General features: G+C 71.9%; 9 protein-coding genes. 7 read left to right on the top strand and 2 right to left on the bottom strand.

Annotation, left to right across the window (positions count from 1 at the left end; genetic code table 11):
- The first annotated feature begins 67 nt into the window (after positions 1-67).
- Positions 68-832, top strand: coding sequence for a GntR family transcriptional regulator (locus ACFYPA_RS05460; protein ID WP_359081896.1), 765 nt, complete (start codon positions 68-70; stop codon positions 830-832).
- Positions 833-858: 26 nt separating this feature from the next.
- Here the strand turns inward: ACFYPA_RS05460 and ACFYPA_RS05455 are convergent, their stop codons facing one another.
- Positions 859-1,644, bottom strand: coding sequence for a hypothetical protein (locus ACFYPA_RS05455; RefSeq protein WP_359318797.1), 786 nt, complete (start codon positions 1,642-1,644; stop codon positions 859-861).
- Between the two features lie 208 nt (positions 1,645-1,852).
- Positions 1,853-3,562, bottom strand: coding sequence for a PucR family transcriptional regulator ligand-binding domain-containing protein (locus ACFYPA_RS05450; protein WP_359318794.1), 1,710 nt, complete (start codon positions 3,560-3,562; stop codon positions 1,853-1,855).
- 256 nt (positions 3,563-3,818) lie between these two features.
- Here ACFYPA_RS05450 and ACFYPA_RS05445 point away from each other — a divergent pair, with 256 nt between their 5' ends.
- From ACFYPA_RS05445 to ACFYPA_RS05420, 6 genes are all read left to right on the top strand, one after another.
- The gene (locus ACFYPA_RS05445; protein ID WP_359318791.1) at positions 3,819-4,709 is read left to right on the top strand and encodes a xanthine dehydrogenase family protein subunit M; all 891 of its coding nucleotides are present in this window, start codon (positions 3,819-3,821) and stop codon (positions 4,707-4,709) included.
- Positions 4,710-4,711: 2 nt separating this feature from the next.
- Positions 4,712-5,305: a (2Fe-2S)-binding protein gene (locus ACFYPA_RS05440; RefSeq protein WP_359081904.1), complete on the top strand. Its 594-nt coding sequence runs from the start codon at positions 4,712-4,714 to the stop codon at positions 5,303-5,305.
- A 183-nt stretch (positions 5,306-5,488) separates the two neighbouring features.
- Positions 5,489-7,873 (top strand): molybdopterin cofactor-binding domain-containing protein, encoded by a 2,385-nt coding sequence (locus ACFYPA_RS05435; protein ID WP_359318788.1) that lies wholly within the window; start codon positions 5,489-5,491, stop codon positions 7,871-7,873.
- Between the two features lie 216 nt (positions 7,874-8,089).
- Positions 8,090-9,547: an NCS2 family permease gene (locus ACFYPA_RS05430; RefSeq protein ID WP_359081908.1), complete on the top strand. Its 1,458-nt coding sequence runs from the start codon at positions 8,090-8,092 to the stop codon at positions 9,545-9,547.
- A 42-nt stretch (positions 9,548-9,589) separates the two neighbouring features.
- The gene (locus tag ACFYPA_RS05425; RefSeq protein WP_389129672.1) at positions 9,590-10,741 is read left to right on the top strand and encodes an XdhC family protein; all 1,152 of its coding nucleotides are present in this window, start codon (positions 9,590-9,592) and stop codon (positions 10,739-10,741) included.
- 106 nt (positions 10,742-10,847) lie between these two features.
- Positions 10,848-14,600: a S8 family serine peptidase gene (locus ACFYPA_RS05420; RefSeq protein ID WP_389129669.1), complete on the top strand. Its 3,753-nt coding sequence runs from the start codon at positions 10,848-10,850 to the stop codon at positions 14,598-14,600.
- Positions 14,601-14,692: the final 92 nt, after the last annotated feature.

The following is a 14,692-nucleotide window of genomic DNA, read 5'->3' as shown; positions in this document are numbered from 1 at the left end:
TCCGCCTATCGTGCACACGAGGCGCCGCGCACGCGAGCCGCGCCCGCGACCGGCCGAGGAGGTATCCGTGGAGCAGGGCAGAGACCGTGAGGACGTGTGGTCACCACACGCGTCCGCAGCGTCGTCCGGCGTCGTCTCCTCGTCCTTCCGGGTGCCGGAGCAGGCCCGTGGCGAGCACACCCACAGTGAGCCGCCCGCCCCCCGGGCCGTGGTGCGGCGGCACTCCGTGCGGGGACAGATCCTGGACGCCCTGCGCGCCGCCCTCGTCGACGGCGAGCTGATCCCCGGGCAGGTCTACTCCGCCCCGGCGCTCGGCGCCCGCTTCGGGGTCTCCGCCACCCCCGTGCGCGAGGCGATGCAGCAGCTGGCCGGGGAGGGGGCCGTCGAGGTCGTGCCGAACCGCGGCTTCCGGGTCGCCGAGCGCGGGCCGGGCGAGCTGGCCGAGCTCGCCGAGGTGCGGGCACTCATCGAGGTCCCCGTCATGCTGCGGCTCGCCCGGACCGTGCCGCCGGCCCGCTGGTGCGCCCTGCGCCCGCTGGCCGACGCCACCGTCGCGTCGGCGGCCGTCGGCGACCGGGCGAGCTACGCGGAGGCCGACCGGGCCTTCCACGGAGCGGTGCTCGCGCTGGCGGGCAACGCGCAGCTGGTGGCGGTGGCCGACGAACTGCACCGCCGCTCCCAGTGGCCCCTGGAGGGCAACCCCGTCACCCGCCGCGCCGACCTGCTGGCGGACGCGGCCGAGCACACGGCACTGCTCGACGCGCTGATCGCCCAGGACGTGACCGTCGTGCAGTCACTCGTACGGGAGCACTTCGCCGGCTCCGGGGGCTGACCCCCGGCCCGGCCGCTCCCCGCGTCTCAGTTCGCCTCGACGGTCTCCGGACCCGGCGGATCCAGATGCGGCGCGAGCCACGTCGGCACACCGCCGAGCAGCCTGAACAGCCGGCCCGCTTCCGCGCGCAGCCGCGTCGCCGCCTCCGGCTCGGGTTCGGCGTCCGCCATCGCGATGAGCGCCGGGGCCGTACCGACGAGGTAACCCAGCTCCTCCCTTATCCGCAGGGACTCCGCGAAGCCGTGCCTGGCTTCCGCCAACTCGCCCTCGCGCAGGGCGATCAGGGCCAGATGGCGCCAGGTGGAGGAGAGCAGCAGCGCGTCTCCCTGGGCCGTGGCGCCCGCGTGGGCCCTGCGGTACGCGGCACGGGCGGCCTGCGGTGAGTCCGCGATGTTCTGCGCGATCAGGCCCCGCCGGAAGTCGAGCAGCGGACGGCCCGGGGCGGCCGGGGCCAGGAGCGCCGCCGCGCGGCTCAGCGCCACCCGCGCCTCGTCGGCCCGGTCCCGTACACCGAGCAGCGTGGAGGCGTAGGCGAGATAGCCGCGCTCGCAGGCGGCGGCCCCGCGCTCGGCGTCGTCGTGGGCCATCGCCTCGGAGATGCGCAGCGCGTCCTCCGCGTCGGTCCAGCCCTGGCCGGTGTAGAGACACCGCTCGGTCAGCAGCGCCGTGCGCTGGAGGGCCGCGGCCGGGTCGGTGGCGGCGTCGTGTTCGAGCAGCGCAGCGGCGTCCGTCCAGCAGGCGCGTGATCGCAGCCGCCATACCGCTGTCTGGAGCGGCGGATCGTCATCTGCTGTCGTTCCGGAACCAGACATGGCGGTATGCGCCACATTGCCCTCCCCGAGCGCGCCATCGAGCTGTGGAGAGTGTCCGGCCACCGGGGGTGGCCCCCGATGCCGGACGCTCTGAGTCTGGCCGCATCACAGCACGGAATGGCACGCCGGGCCAAGGGGTCGAGGCAATGTCAGGTGAAACTTTTCACAATCAGCGGGAGCCCTGGGGAGCCGCCGCGGCCCCCGGGAGTCAGCTCATACGCAGGGCGAGGAAGAAATCGAGCTTGTCCTCGAGCCGCGAAAGGTCACGTCCCGTCAACTGCTCGATTCGCCCGACGCGGTAGCGCAGCGTGTTGACGTGGAGGTGCAGCCGGGCCGCGCAGCGGGTCCATGAACCGTCGCAGTCCAGGAACGCCTCCAAGGTCGGGATCAGTTCCGCGCGGTGGCGCCGGTCGTAGTCGCGCAGCGGGTCGAGCAGCCGTGCGGTGAACGCGCGACGGACGTCGTCGGGCACGAACGGCAGCAGCAGCACGTGCGAAGCCAGTTCGTGGTGGCCGGCCGCACAGACGCGCCCCGGCCGGGCCGCCGCCACCCGGCGGGCGTGCCGGGCCTCCTCCAGTGCGCCGCGCAGCCCTTCCGGGGAGTGCACCGAAGCGCTGACACCCAGTGTCAGCCGGCCGTCGTCGGCGAGGCCCGCGGAGAGCGGCGCGCGCACGGCGGCCAGCAGGGCGTCGGCATGCAGCGCCGGGCCCGCCGCCGCGTCCCTCTCCTCCCCCTCCGGCCGGGCGTCGGAGAGGGCGGGCAGCGGTACGAGGGCGATGGCCTCCTCACCCGTGTGGGCGACCGCGATCCGGTCCGAGGAATCGGGCCCCGTCACGGCCGGGTCGACCAGGATCTCCTCCAGCAGCGCCTGGGCGGCGGGGCCGGCCGCGATCGGGGACCCGGTGCCGCCGGGCGCGCCCTCGTCCCACTCGACCCGGGCCACCACCACCTGCCAGTGCGGCGTGGTCCCGAGGCCGGGCAGCAGGACCGGGGCGGCGACCCGCAGCCTGGCGGCGATCTCGGCCGGTGCCGCACCGGCCTGGACGAGCTCGAGGACCTCCTGGGCCAGTCTGCGGCGCACCGTACGGGCCGCGTCGCGCCGGTCCCGTTCGACCGCGATCAGCTGGGTGACGCCCTGGAGCAGGTCGAGCCGGGCGGCGGGCCAGTCGGACGCGTCGGCCTCGACGGCCAGCAGCCAGTCGGAGAGGACGGACTCCCGGACGTCGCGGGAGGCCGGCACGGCGCCCCGGCCGTTGTTGCGGATCGGGAAGAGCGAATACGTCACGCCGCCGACCGTGACCCGGTGCGGGGCACGCCGGCCCGAGCGCACCGCGGCCAGATGCAGCCCGGCCAGCTCCGCGCCGGCCGGTGCGGACAGCGGGGCGCCCGCGCCCGCGATCTGCCGGCCGGTGGGCGAGAGCACCCAGGCGTGGAGGTCGAGGTCGGAGCCGAGCAGGTCGAGGACCACCTCGGGGCCGCCGCCCGCCGGACCGGAGGTCATCAGCCTGCGGTGCCGGTCGACCACCGCGGCCAGGTCGCCCGCACGCTCGCCGGACACCTGGCGGACCACGTGCTCGGTGATCGTTGCGAACGCGACGGTCTCATGGACGGCGAAGAGCGGCAGCCGGTGGCGCCCGCACGCCTCGACCAGATCGGCCGGGATGGCACCGAGCTCCGCCTCGCCCGCCGCGAGCCCCGCGACCCCGGCGCCCGCCAGGATCCGTACGAACGGCTCCGAGTCCTCCGCGTCCCGGTGCCAGGCCAGCCCGGTCAGCACCAGTTCGCCGCCCGTGAGGTAGCGGCTGGGATCCCGCAGGTCGGTGGTCATCACGCCACGGACCGACCGGTCCAGCTCCTCGTCGCCGCCGAGCAGCCGCAGGCCCAGCGCGTCGGTCTCCAGCAGTGCGCGCAGCCGCATCTCGTCGCCGCCGATCTCATTCGTTGGTGCGGGTGAAAACTGGGTATTGCGGTGAGGTCACCGATGCCAGCCATTCGTTCGAATCTACAAGACGCGGATGGAGACCAGCCAACTCCTTCATGGTTTCGGTGACTGCACCAGGTGGAGCAGGGCTTGTGTACTGAGTCACACACCGCGTGAACAAGACATGAACAAGTCGAGGGCCGGCCGTCCCCAGCCCCAGCGAACAACCCGATTGAGAAGAAGAGAGCCACTCATGGACTTCCTTCGCCCCGCCAGCTGGGAGGAGGCGCTCGCCGCCAAGGCCGAGCACCCGACGGCTGTGCCCATCGCGGGTGGCACCGATGTGATGGTCGAGATCAACTTCGACCACCGGCGGCCCGAATACCTCCTGGACCTGAACCGCATCGGTGAGCTGTCCGAGTGGCAGGTGGGCCAGGAGAGCGTACGGCTCGGCGCCTCGGTCCCGTACAGCGCCATCATGGAGCACCTTCGGGCCGAGCTGCCCGGACTGGCGCTCGCCTCGCACACCGTCGCCTCGCCGCAGATCCGCAACCGCGGCGGCGTCGGCGGCAACCTGGGCACCGCCTCGCCCGCCGGCGACGCCCACCCGGCGCTGCTCGCCGCGGGCGCCGAGGTGGAGGCCGAGTCCGTCCGCGGAACCCGGCTGATCCCCATCGACGCCTTCTACACCGGCGTCAAGCGCAACGCCCTGGAGCCGGACGAGCTGATCCGGGCCGTACACATCAAGAAGGCCGACGGGCCGCAGCAGTACTCCAAGGTCGGCACCCGAAACGCGATGGTCATCGCCGTGTGCGCCTTCGGTCTGGCCCTGCACCCCGAGACCCGCACGGTCCGCACCGGCATCGGATCCGCCGCCCCGACACCCGTACGGGCGAAGGAGGCAGAGGAGTTCCTGAACGCCGCGCTGGAGGAGGGCGGGTTCTGGGACAGCGGCGCGATCATCACGCCGTCCGTCGCCAAGCAGTTCGCCACGCTCGCCGCGGGCGCCTGCAACCCGATCGACGACGTGCGCGGCACCGCGAGCTACCGCCGGCACGCGGTCGGGATCATGGCCCGCCGGACCCTCGGCTGGACCTGGGAGTCGTACCGCGGCAACGGCCGCAGCACCGAAGGAGCCGCCTGATCATGCGCGTCAATTTCACGGTCAACGGCCGCCGTCACGAGGCCGACGACGTCTGGGAGGGCGAGTCCCTCCTCTACGTCCTGCGCGAGCGGATGGGCCTGCCCGGCTCCAAGAACGCCTGCGAGCAGGGCGAATGCGGTTCCTGCACGGTCCGGCTGGACGGTGTGCCCGTCTGCTCCTGTCTGGTCGCCGCAGGCCAGGTCGAGGGCCGCGAGGTCGTCACCGTCGAAGGTCTCGCCGACTTCGCCGCCCACCGCACCGAGGCCCACCCCGGCACCGGGTGCGCCTCCGGCGCCTGCGGCACCGCGCTCGACACGGCGCGGCGCTGGGAGGCCAAGCCGGCCGGCGAGGACACCCGCGACACCGGTGAGCTCTCCCCGATCCAGCAGGCGTTCATCGACGCCGGAGCCGTCCAGTGCGGCTTCTGCACCCCGGGCCTGCTGGTCGCCGCCGACGAGCTGTTGGAGCGCACCCCGGAGCCGTCCGACGCGGACATCCGCGAGGCGCTCTCCGGCAACCTCTGCCGCTGCACCGGCTACGAGAAGATCCTCGACGCGGTCCGCCTCGCGGCCGCCCGCGCGGAAGAAACGGTCTAGGTCCTGTCCGGAGTCCCGCCTCTGCGCCCCGACGCCCGGCACACACACCCGCCGTACGTGGTCGCAGGACAGGTGCCTCCGCCACATGACCTACGACCACGCACACCGATCGCACGCACGCACCGACCGCCGCTGCGCCCGCGCTCCGCGCGGACGACGCGGGACTCCAGACAGGACCTAACGATGGGCGTTACCGGTTCCCCCACCAACATCAACCAGGGCACCCGCACCAAGGGCGGCATCGGCGAGTCCACGCTGCGCCCCGACGGGATCCTGAAGGTCACCGGCGAGTTCGCGTACTCCTCGGACATGTGGCACGAGGACATGCTCTGGGGCCACACCCTGCGCTCCACCGTCGCGCACGCCGAGATCGTCTCGATCGACACCTCCGAGGCGCTCGCCACCTCCGGCGTGTACGCCGTCCTCACCTACGACGACCTGCCGACCGCGGTGAAGAACTACGGCCTGGAGATCCAGGACACCCCCGTCCTGGCCCACGGCCGGGTCCGCCACCACGGCGAGCCGGTGGCTCTCGTCGCCGCCGACCACCCGGAGACCGCCCGCCGCGCCGCCGCGAAGATCAGGATCGACTACCGCGAACTGCCGGTCGTCACCGACGAGGCCTCCGCGACCGCCGAGGGGGCGCCCCTCCTCCACGAGGGCCGCGACGACCACCACATCGGGCACGTACCGCACCCCAACATCGTCCACCGCCAGCCGATCGTCCGAGGCGACGCGGAGGCGGCGAAGGCCCGCGCCGACGTGGTGGTCAGCGGGGAGTACGTCTTCGGCATGCAGGACCAGGCCTTCCTCGGCCCCGAATCCGGCCTCGCCGTGCCGTCCGAGGACGGCGGCGTCGACCTGTACGTCGCCACCCAGTGGCTGCACTCCGACCTCCGCCAGATCGCCCCCGTCCTCGGCCTGCCCGAGGACAAGGTCCGCATGACGCTCTCCGGCGTCGGCGGAGCCTTCGGCGGCCGCGAGGACCTGTCGATGCAGATCCACGCCTGTCTGCTGGCGCTGCGCACCGGCAAGCCCGTGAAGATCGTCTACAACCGCTTCGAGTCCTTCTTCGGGCACGTCCACCGCCACCCCGCCAAGCTCTGGTACGAGCACGGCGCCACCCGTGACGGCAAGCTCACCCACATGAAGTGCCGCATCGTGCTGGACGGCGGCGCCTACGCCTCCGCCTCCCCGGCGGTCGTCGGCAACGCCTCCTCGCTCGCCGTCGGCCCGTACGTCATCGACGACGTCGACATCGAGGCGATCGCCCTCTACACCAACAACCCGCCGTGCGGCGCGATGCGCGGCTTCGGCGCGGTCCAGGCCTGCTTCGCCTACGAGGCGCAGATGGACAAGGTCGCCGCCGAACTCGGCATGGACCCCGTAGAGTTCAGGCAGCTCAACGCCATGGAACAGGGCACCCTCCTGCCGACGGGCCAGCAGGTCGACTCACCCGCCCCGGTCGCCGAACTCCTGCGCCGGGTCAAGGCCAGGCCGCTGCCGCCCGAGCGTCAGTGGGAGAGCGCCGGCGAGCACCCGGACGTCCGCGCGCTGCCGGGCGGACTGTCCAACACCACGCACGGCGAGGGCGTCGTACGCGGCATCGGCTACGCGGTCGGCCTGAAGAACGTCGGCTTCTCCGAGGGCTTCGACGACTACTCGACCGCCCGGGTGCGCATGGAGGTCATCGGCGGCGAACCCGTCGCGACCGTCCACACCGCCATGGCGGAGGTCGGACAGGGCGGCGTCACCGTGCACGCCCAGATCGCCCGTACCGAACTGGGCGTCTCGCAGGTCACCATCCACCCGGCCGACACCCGGGTCGGCTCGGCCGGCTCCACGTCCGCCTCCCGCCAGACCTACGTCACCGGCGGCGCCGTGAAGAACTCCTGCGAGGCCGTCCGGGAGCAGGTCCTGGAGATCGGCCGCCGCAAGTTCGGCACGTACCACCCCGCCTGGGCCACCGCCGAACTCCTCCTGGAGGGCGGCAAGGTCGTCACCGACGGCGGCGAGGTGCTCGCCGACCTGGCCGACGTACTGGAGGACGAGGCGGTCGACGTCGAGCTGGAGTGGCGCCACCGGCCCACCGAGGCCTTCGACCTCCGTACCGGACAGGGCAACGGCCACGTCCAGTACTCCTTCGCCGCCCACCGCGCGGTCGTCGAGGTCGACACCGAACTCGGCCTGGTCAAGGTCATCGAACTGGCCTGTGCCCAGGACGTCGGCAAGGCGCTCAACCCGCTCTCCGTCCTCGGCCAGATCCAGGGCGGCACCCTCCAGGGCATGGGCATCGCCGTCATGGAGGAGATCATCGTCGACCCGGTGACCGCGAAGGTGCGCAACCCGTCCTTCACGGACTACCTCCTGCCCACCATCCTCGACACCCCGACCATCCCGGTCGATGTGCTCGAACTCGCCGACGAACACGCCCCTTACGGGCTCCGTGGCATCGGCGAGGCGCCCACGCTCTCGTCGACCCCGGCCGTCCTCGCGGCGATCCGGAACGCGACGGGGCTGGAGCTCAACCGGACCCCGGTCCGCCCGGAGCACCTCACCGGCACCTGACCGGAGCTCCGCCACAGCTCTCCGGGCGGTGCGCGCCTGAAGGCACCACCGCCCGGAGAACCCAAGTTCCGCACCGCTAGCGGCCCTTGATCAGTAGTCCCCGTAACCGTTCGTCTCGGGCCGTCCCCCGGGTCGTGCAGCCAGAGCATTCATCCCAAATCCCGCATCTCCACTCACCATCGCGGGTGCCCCTGTGAACCTTGGGAGTCAGGCATCATGACCCAGCAGTCAGTGGAACCGAAGACCGGTGCGGAGGACGCGGGCCCGGGCTCGCGCGTCCCCGCGGGCAGATCATGGCTCGACCGGTACTTCCACATATCCGAACGCGGATCGACCGTGGCCACCGAAGTGCGCGGCGGCGTCACGACCTTCATGGCCATGGCGTACATCCTGCTGCTCAACCCGCTGATCCTCGGCGGCAAGGACGTCGACGGCAACCTCCTCAGCCAGCCCGGCCTGATCACCGCGACCGCGCTCGCGGCCGCGGCGACCACCCTGCTGATGGGCTTCGTCGGCAAGGTCCCCCTCGCGCTCGCCGCGGGACTCAGCGTCTCAGGTGTCCTGTCCTCACAGGTCGCCCCGGAGATGACCTGGCCGCAGGCCATGGGCATGTGCGTGATGTACGGCCTGGTGATCTGCCTCCTGGTGGTCACCGGTCTGCGTGAGCTGATCATGAACGCGATCCCGCTCCCGCTGAAGCACGGCATCACCATGGGTATCGGCCTGTTCATCGCCCTGATCGGCCTCTACAAGGCAGGCTTCGTGGGGAAGGGCACCGCCACCCCGGTGACCCTGGGCCCCGCCGGTGAACTCGCCGGATGGCCCGTCCTCGTCTTCGCGGTGACCCTGCTGCTGATCTTCATGCTGCAGGCCCGCAACATCCCCGGCGCCATCCTCATCGGCATCGTCGTCGGCACGGTCGTCGCCGTCGTGATCAACAAGGTCGCCGACGTCGACCCGAAGATCTGGAGCAGCGGCCCGCCCGAGCTCAAGGGTTCCGCGGTCTCGTCACCCGACTTCTCCCTCTTCGGCGACGTCGAGTTCGGCGGCTGGGGCGACGTCGGCGCGATGACCGTCGGGTTCATCGTCTTCACCCTGGTGCTGGCCGGTTTCTTCGACGCGATGGCCACGATCATCGGAGTCGGTACGGAGGCCAAGCTGGCCGACGACAAGGGCCGGATGCCGGGCCTGTCCAAGGCGCTGTTCATCGACGGCGCGGGCGGCGCGATCGGCGGTGTCGCCGGCGGCTCAGGCCAGACGGTGTTCGTCGAGTCGGCGACCGGGGTGGGGGAGGGGGCCCGGACCGGGCTCGCCTCCGTCGTCACGGGACTCTTCTTCGCCGCCTGCCTCTTCTTCACCCCGCTCACGGCGATCGTGCCGGCCGAGGTGGCGTCCGCCGCGCTGGTCGTCATCGGCGCCATGATGATGCAGAACGCCCGCCACGTGGACTGGAGCGACCGCTCCGTCGCCATCCCGGTCTTCCTGACCGTGGTCCTGATGCCCTTCACGTACACCATCACCACCGGTGTGGCCGCGGGCGTCATCAGTTACGTCGCCATCAAGGCGGCGCAGGGCCGTTCCCGTGAGGTCGGTGCCTTCATGTGGGGGCTGACGGTGATCTTCGTCATCTACTTCGCCCTCAACCCGATCGAGAGCTGGCTCGGCGTCAGCTGAGACCGCCCGCCCCACCTGCGCACATCCGCCGAGGAGACCGAGATGCTGGACATCGCCGACGAGCTCGACCGGTGGGCCGACGAGGGACGCGACTTCGCCGTCGCCACCGTCGTCGCCGTCGGAGGCAGCGCGCCCCGCCGGCCGGGTGCCGCACTGGCCGTCGACCGTGACGGCACGGCGATCGGCTCGGTCTCCGGCGGGTGTGTGGAGGGCGCGGTGTACGAACTGTGCCGACAGGCGCTCGACGACGGCGTGACCGTACGGGAGCGGTTCGGCTACAGCGACGAGACCGCCTTCGCGGTCGGCCTGACCTGCGGGGGCGTCATCGACATCCTGGTGACACCGGTCCGGGCGGACGACCCCGCCCGTCCGGTGTTCGCCGGCGCGCTCGCCGCCTCCGCACGGGGGGAGGCGGCGGCGCTCGCCCGGATCACCGACGGGCCCGTCGAACTCCTCGGCCGGCCCCTGCTGGTCCACCCCGACGGCAGCCACGAGGGCAGCCTCGGCGAACACCCGGAACTGGACCACACCGCGGTCGCCGAGACCCGGGCGATGCTCGACGCCGGCCGCACCGGCACCCTCACCCTCGGCGCGGACGGCTCGCGGTGCGGACAGCCGCTCACCCTGCTCGTCGAGTCCAGCGTCCCGCCGCCCCGGATGATCGTGTTCGGGGCCATCGACTTCGCCTCCGCCCTCGTGCGGGCCGGGAAGTTCCTCGGCTACCACGTCACGGTGTGCGACGCCCGCCCCGTCTTCGCCACGAGGGCCCGTTTCCCGGACGCCGACGAGCTGGTCGTCGACTGGCCGCACCGCTACCTGGCCACCACCGGCGTGGACGCGCGTACCGTCCTGTGCGTCCTGACGCACGACGCCAAGTTCGACGTCCCGCTCCTGGAGGCGGCCCTGAAGCTCCCGGTCGCCTACGTCGGCGCGATGGGCTCGCGCCGCACCCATCTGGAGCGCAACGACCGGCTGCGCGAGGTGGGCGTCACCGACCTGGAACTGGCCAGGCTGCACTCCCCGATCGGCCTCGACCTCGGAGCCCGTACGCCCGAGGAGACGGCTCTGTCGATCGCCGCCGAGATCGTCGCCGACCGGCGCGGCGGCACCGGTGTCCCGCTGACCGGGGCCCACACCCCGATCCACCACAGCGGCGCCCCGGGGCCGGCCGGGCGCATCGGTTCCGCGGCCTGAAACAGGGCCCCACGGCGCCGTCCGAGAACGGCGGTTCCCCGCCGCGGCGGCTTTCCGCCAGCGATAGCCGATGACGAACCGGTGCGTCAACCGTTAGATCAGCTGCATGACATCCACAGCCTCCACCGCCGCCGGCCGGGCGAGACCAGCTCGCGCGCGGCGCAGAGCCCTCCTCATAGCGACCTCCGTCGCCCTGCTGAGCGGCGCACTGCTGCCCGTCACCGGCGCCGCTTCCGCCGCCACCGGTCCCGCGCCGGCCACCGGCCGGAGCGCTCCGGTCCATGAGTACGACATCACCCTGGTCACCGGTGACGTCGTCCACTACGCGGACGGCGTGGGCCGGCAGGACACCGTCACCGTGGACCGCCCCGACGGTGCGGTCGGCGGCGTCCACGTCCAGCAGGCCGGCGACGACATCTACGTCCTGCCCGACGAGGCCGGAAGCCTGATCGCCGCCGGCAAGCTGGACCGCCGCCTCTTCAACATCTCCGCGCTCGCGAAGATGGGCTACGACGACAAGAAGACCGGCGGCATCCCGCTGATCGCCACCTACCCGGCGAGCAAGTCCCGCGCGCTGCCCGCCACCCCGCGCGGCAGCAGGGCCGTCCGGGCGCTGGAGTCCATCCACGGCGCGGCGCTGACGGCCGGCAAGGACACCGTGCGTTCCTTCTGGGACGACATCGCGAGGACGTCCACGGCCCGTTCGCTGGACAACGGCATCGCGAAGCTGTGGCTCGACGGCCGCGTCGAGGCGGCGCTGAAGGACTCGGTGCCGCAGATCAACGCCCCGCAGGCATGGGCCGAGGGCTACGACGGGAAGGGCACCAAGGTCGCCGTCCTGGACACCGGCATCGACGAGGACCACCCGGACGTCAAGGACCGCATCCTGGAGTCCAGGAGCTTCGTGCCGGGCGAGGAGGTCGACGACAAGAACGGCCACGGTACGCACGTCGCGTCCACGATCGCGGGTTCCGGCGCCGCGTCCGACGGTGTCAACAAGGGCGTGGCCCCGGCTGCCGGCCTGCTCGTCGGCAAGGTGCTGAGCAACGAGGGCTCCGGCGCGGACTCGGGCATCATCGAGGCGATGGAGTGGGCGAAGGCGGAGGGCGCCGATGTCGTCTCCATGAGCCTGGGCTCCAGCATCCCGGACGACGGCTCGGACCCGATGTCCCAGGCCGTCAACACCCTGTCCGCAGACGGCGGTCCGTTGTTCGTGATCGCGGCGGGCAACGCGTACGGCGCGGGCACGATCGGCTCGCCCGGTTCCGCCGACAAGGCGCTCACCATCGCCGCCGTCGACAAGCAGGACGGCCGGGCGGACTTCTCGTCCAAGGGCCCGCTCACTCGCTCCTACGGTCTCAAGCCGGACCTCTCCGCACCGGGCGTCGACATCAACGCGGCCGCCTCGCAGTCGGTCCCCGGCATCGAGGGCATGTACCAGTCGATGTCCGGTACGTCGATGGCGACTCCGCACGTCGCGGGCGCCGCCGCCATCCTCAAGGAGCGGCACCCCGACTGGACCGGCCAGCGCATCAAGGACGCGCTGATGACCTCGTCCAAGGTGCTGCCGGCCTACACGCCGTACGAGCAGGGCACCGGCCGGGTCGACGTGAAGGCTGCGATCGACACGAAGATCGAGGCCACCGGCTCGGTCGCGGTCGCATCCTATGACTGGCCGCACAGCGCCTCGGACCCCGTCGCCGAGCGGACGATCACGTACCGCAACACCGGCGCCGAGGACGTCACCCTCGACCTGGCGACGGACAGTGACGCGGAGGCGTACACACTTTCGGCGAAGCAACTGACCGTCCCGGCGGGTTCGACCGCCGAGGCCGTTCTCTCGCTGGACCCGTCGAAGGTCGCGAACGACACCACGTTCTCCGGCCAGGTCATTGCCGAGGACGCTTCGGGCGCCGTCGTCGCGCACACCGGCTTCGCGCTGAACAAGGAGCAGGAGCTCTACGACCTGACGCTCCAGCTCCGCGACCGCGCCGGCGAACCGATGGACGGCATCGTCGTCCTCGCCGCGCTCGGCGACGAGAACCTGACCCCCGTCCAGGTGTCCGGCAGCACCACACTGCGACTGCCCCCGGGCAACTACACCGCCTGGTCCGCCGCCGACGTCAAGGGCGACACCGCCGACTCGCAGGCCCTCGCCTTCCTGGCGGCCCCCGAGGTCGTCCTCGACAAGGCCACCACCGTCACGCTCGACGCCTCCAAGGCCCACAAGGTCGCCGTGAAGACGCCGAAGGAGACGGAGACCCGCCAGCTGCGCTACGACATGGCGCGCACGGCTCCGGACGGCACCGTCCAGCGTGACGCGTACCAGATCCCGCTGACGTACGACCAGCTGTGGGCGAGCCCGACCAAGAAGGTCACCCAGGGCGGCTTCAGCTTCCTGACGCGCTGGCGCCGGAGCGAGAAGCAGATCGACCTGACGGCCGACGGCCGCGACGTCCCGGTGGCCGCACAGGGCGGTTCGCTCGTCACCGAGGACAGCGAGCAGCGGTACGGCAGCGTCTTCGCGGGCAACGGCGCCCCCGCCGACTACCAGGGCCTGAACGCCAAGGGCAAGGCAGTCGTGATCCGCAGCAGTGACACGGTGGCCCCCGCCGACCGGGCCGCGGCCGCGATCGCCGCCGGTGCCGAGGCACTGTTCGTCGTCAACGCGGGCGACGGGGTGCTGATGGAGTCCTACGCCGACTACGGCACGACGCTGGCCATCCCGGTCGCCTCCGTCCAGCGCCTCGCGGGCGAGGGCCTCGTGCAGGCCGCCCGGCGCGGCAAGACGGTGAACGTCGACCAGCGGAAGTACGCGAGCTACGTGTACGACCTGGTCGACCGCCACGACGGCACGATTCCGGACCGCTCACTCGCCTTCGCCCCGTCCACCCGGCAGCTCGCCGAGGTGGAGAACACCTTCTACGGCCACCGGGACGCCATCGGCGGCGGCTACCGCTACGACATCCCGGACTACGGATTCGGCATCGGCTTCGCCGAGTACGAGAAGTACCCCGCCACCCGCACCGAGTGGGTCAACCCGCTCCCCGGGGACTCGTTCTGGTACGAGGACCACGCGGTCTTCAACGAGGAGGGCACGGACAGCGCGCAGGAGGAGCGCAGCACCGACATGGACTACATGGCGGGCCGTACCTACCCCGCCGACTGGTTCGCGCCGGTCACCCGGCCGCGTCTGGGCACCGGCTACTGGGGGCCCAACCGCTCGCTGTACGGCGACATCCAGTACAACATCACGCCGTGGACGGACAGCGGCGCCGGTCACTCCGGCGCCATGCCGGACAAGGAGTACGACACCGGGACGGTCGCCGTGTACCAGGGCGACAAGCTGCTCGACGAGTCCCCGGGCCGCGCCGGATACGTCGGGAACCTGGCCGACGAGAAGCTGCCCTACCGGCTGGTGCTCGACGCCTCGCGCGACGCGGACATCTGGAAGACCTCCGTCCGCACGCACTCGGAGTGGACGTTCGAGTCGGGCGCGCTCGACCCCGAGGGCCCGTTCCAGGTGGACATTCCGATGCTTCAGCTGGACTACGACGTCGCGACCGACCTGGCCGGTGACGTGAAGGCCGGCAAGTGGACCGAGGTCGGTCTGTCGTCCACCACGCAGGAGTGGCTGGAGGGCGCCGTGAAGGCGACGAAGGCCTCGCTGTCCGTCAGCTACGACGACGGGGAGACCTGGAGCGCGGTGCAACTGAAGAAGGACTCGGCCGGTTCCTGGACCGCCCGGTTCAAGACCCCGAAGAAGGGTGCCACCGCCGTTTCGCTCAAGGCGCACGCCGAGGCCGGCGACGGTCTCGCCGTGGACCAGGAGATCACCCGGGCCTTCGGCCTGAAGTGACCTGCTGAGACGCCCCGGTGAGGCGGCCGCGCACCCTGTTCGAAGGGTGCGCGGCCGCCTCTCTCGCTCTCGACGCCAACGCCGCGATCCCC

The sequence above is a fragment of the Streptomyces sp. NPDC005775 genome, from assembly GCF_042871565.1.
Lineage (GTDB): Bacteria > Actinomycetota > Actinomycetes > Streptomycetales > Streptomycetaceae > Streptomyces.
Note: the sequence above shows the minus strand (reverse complement) of the source record. Positions and strands in the feature narration are given on the sequence as shown.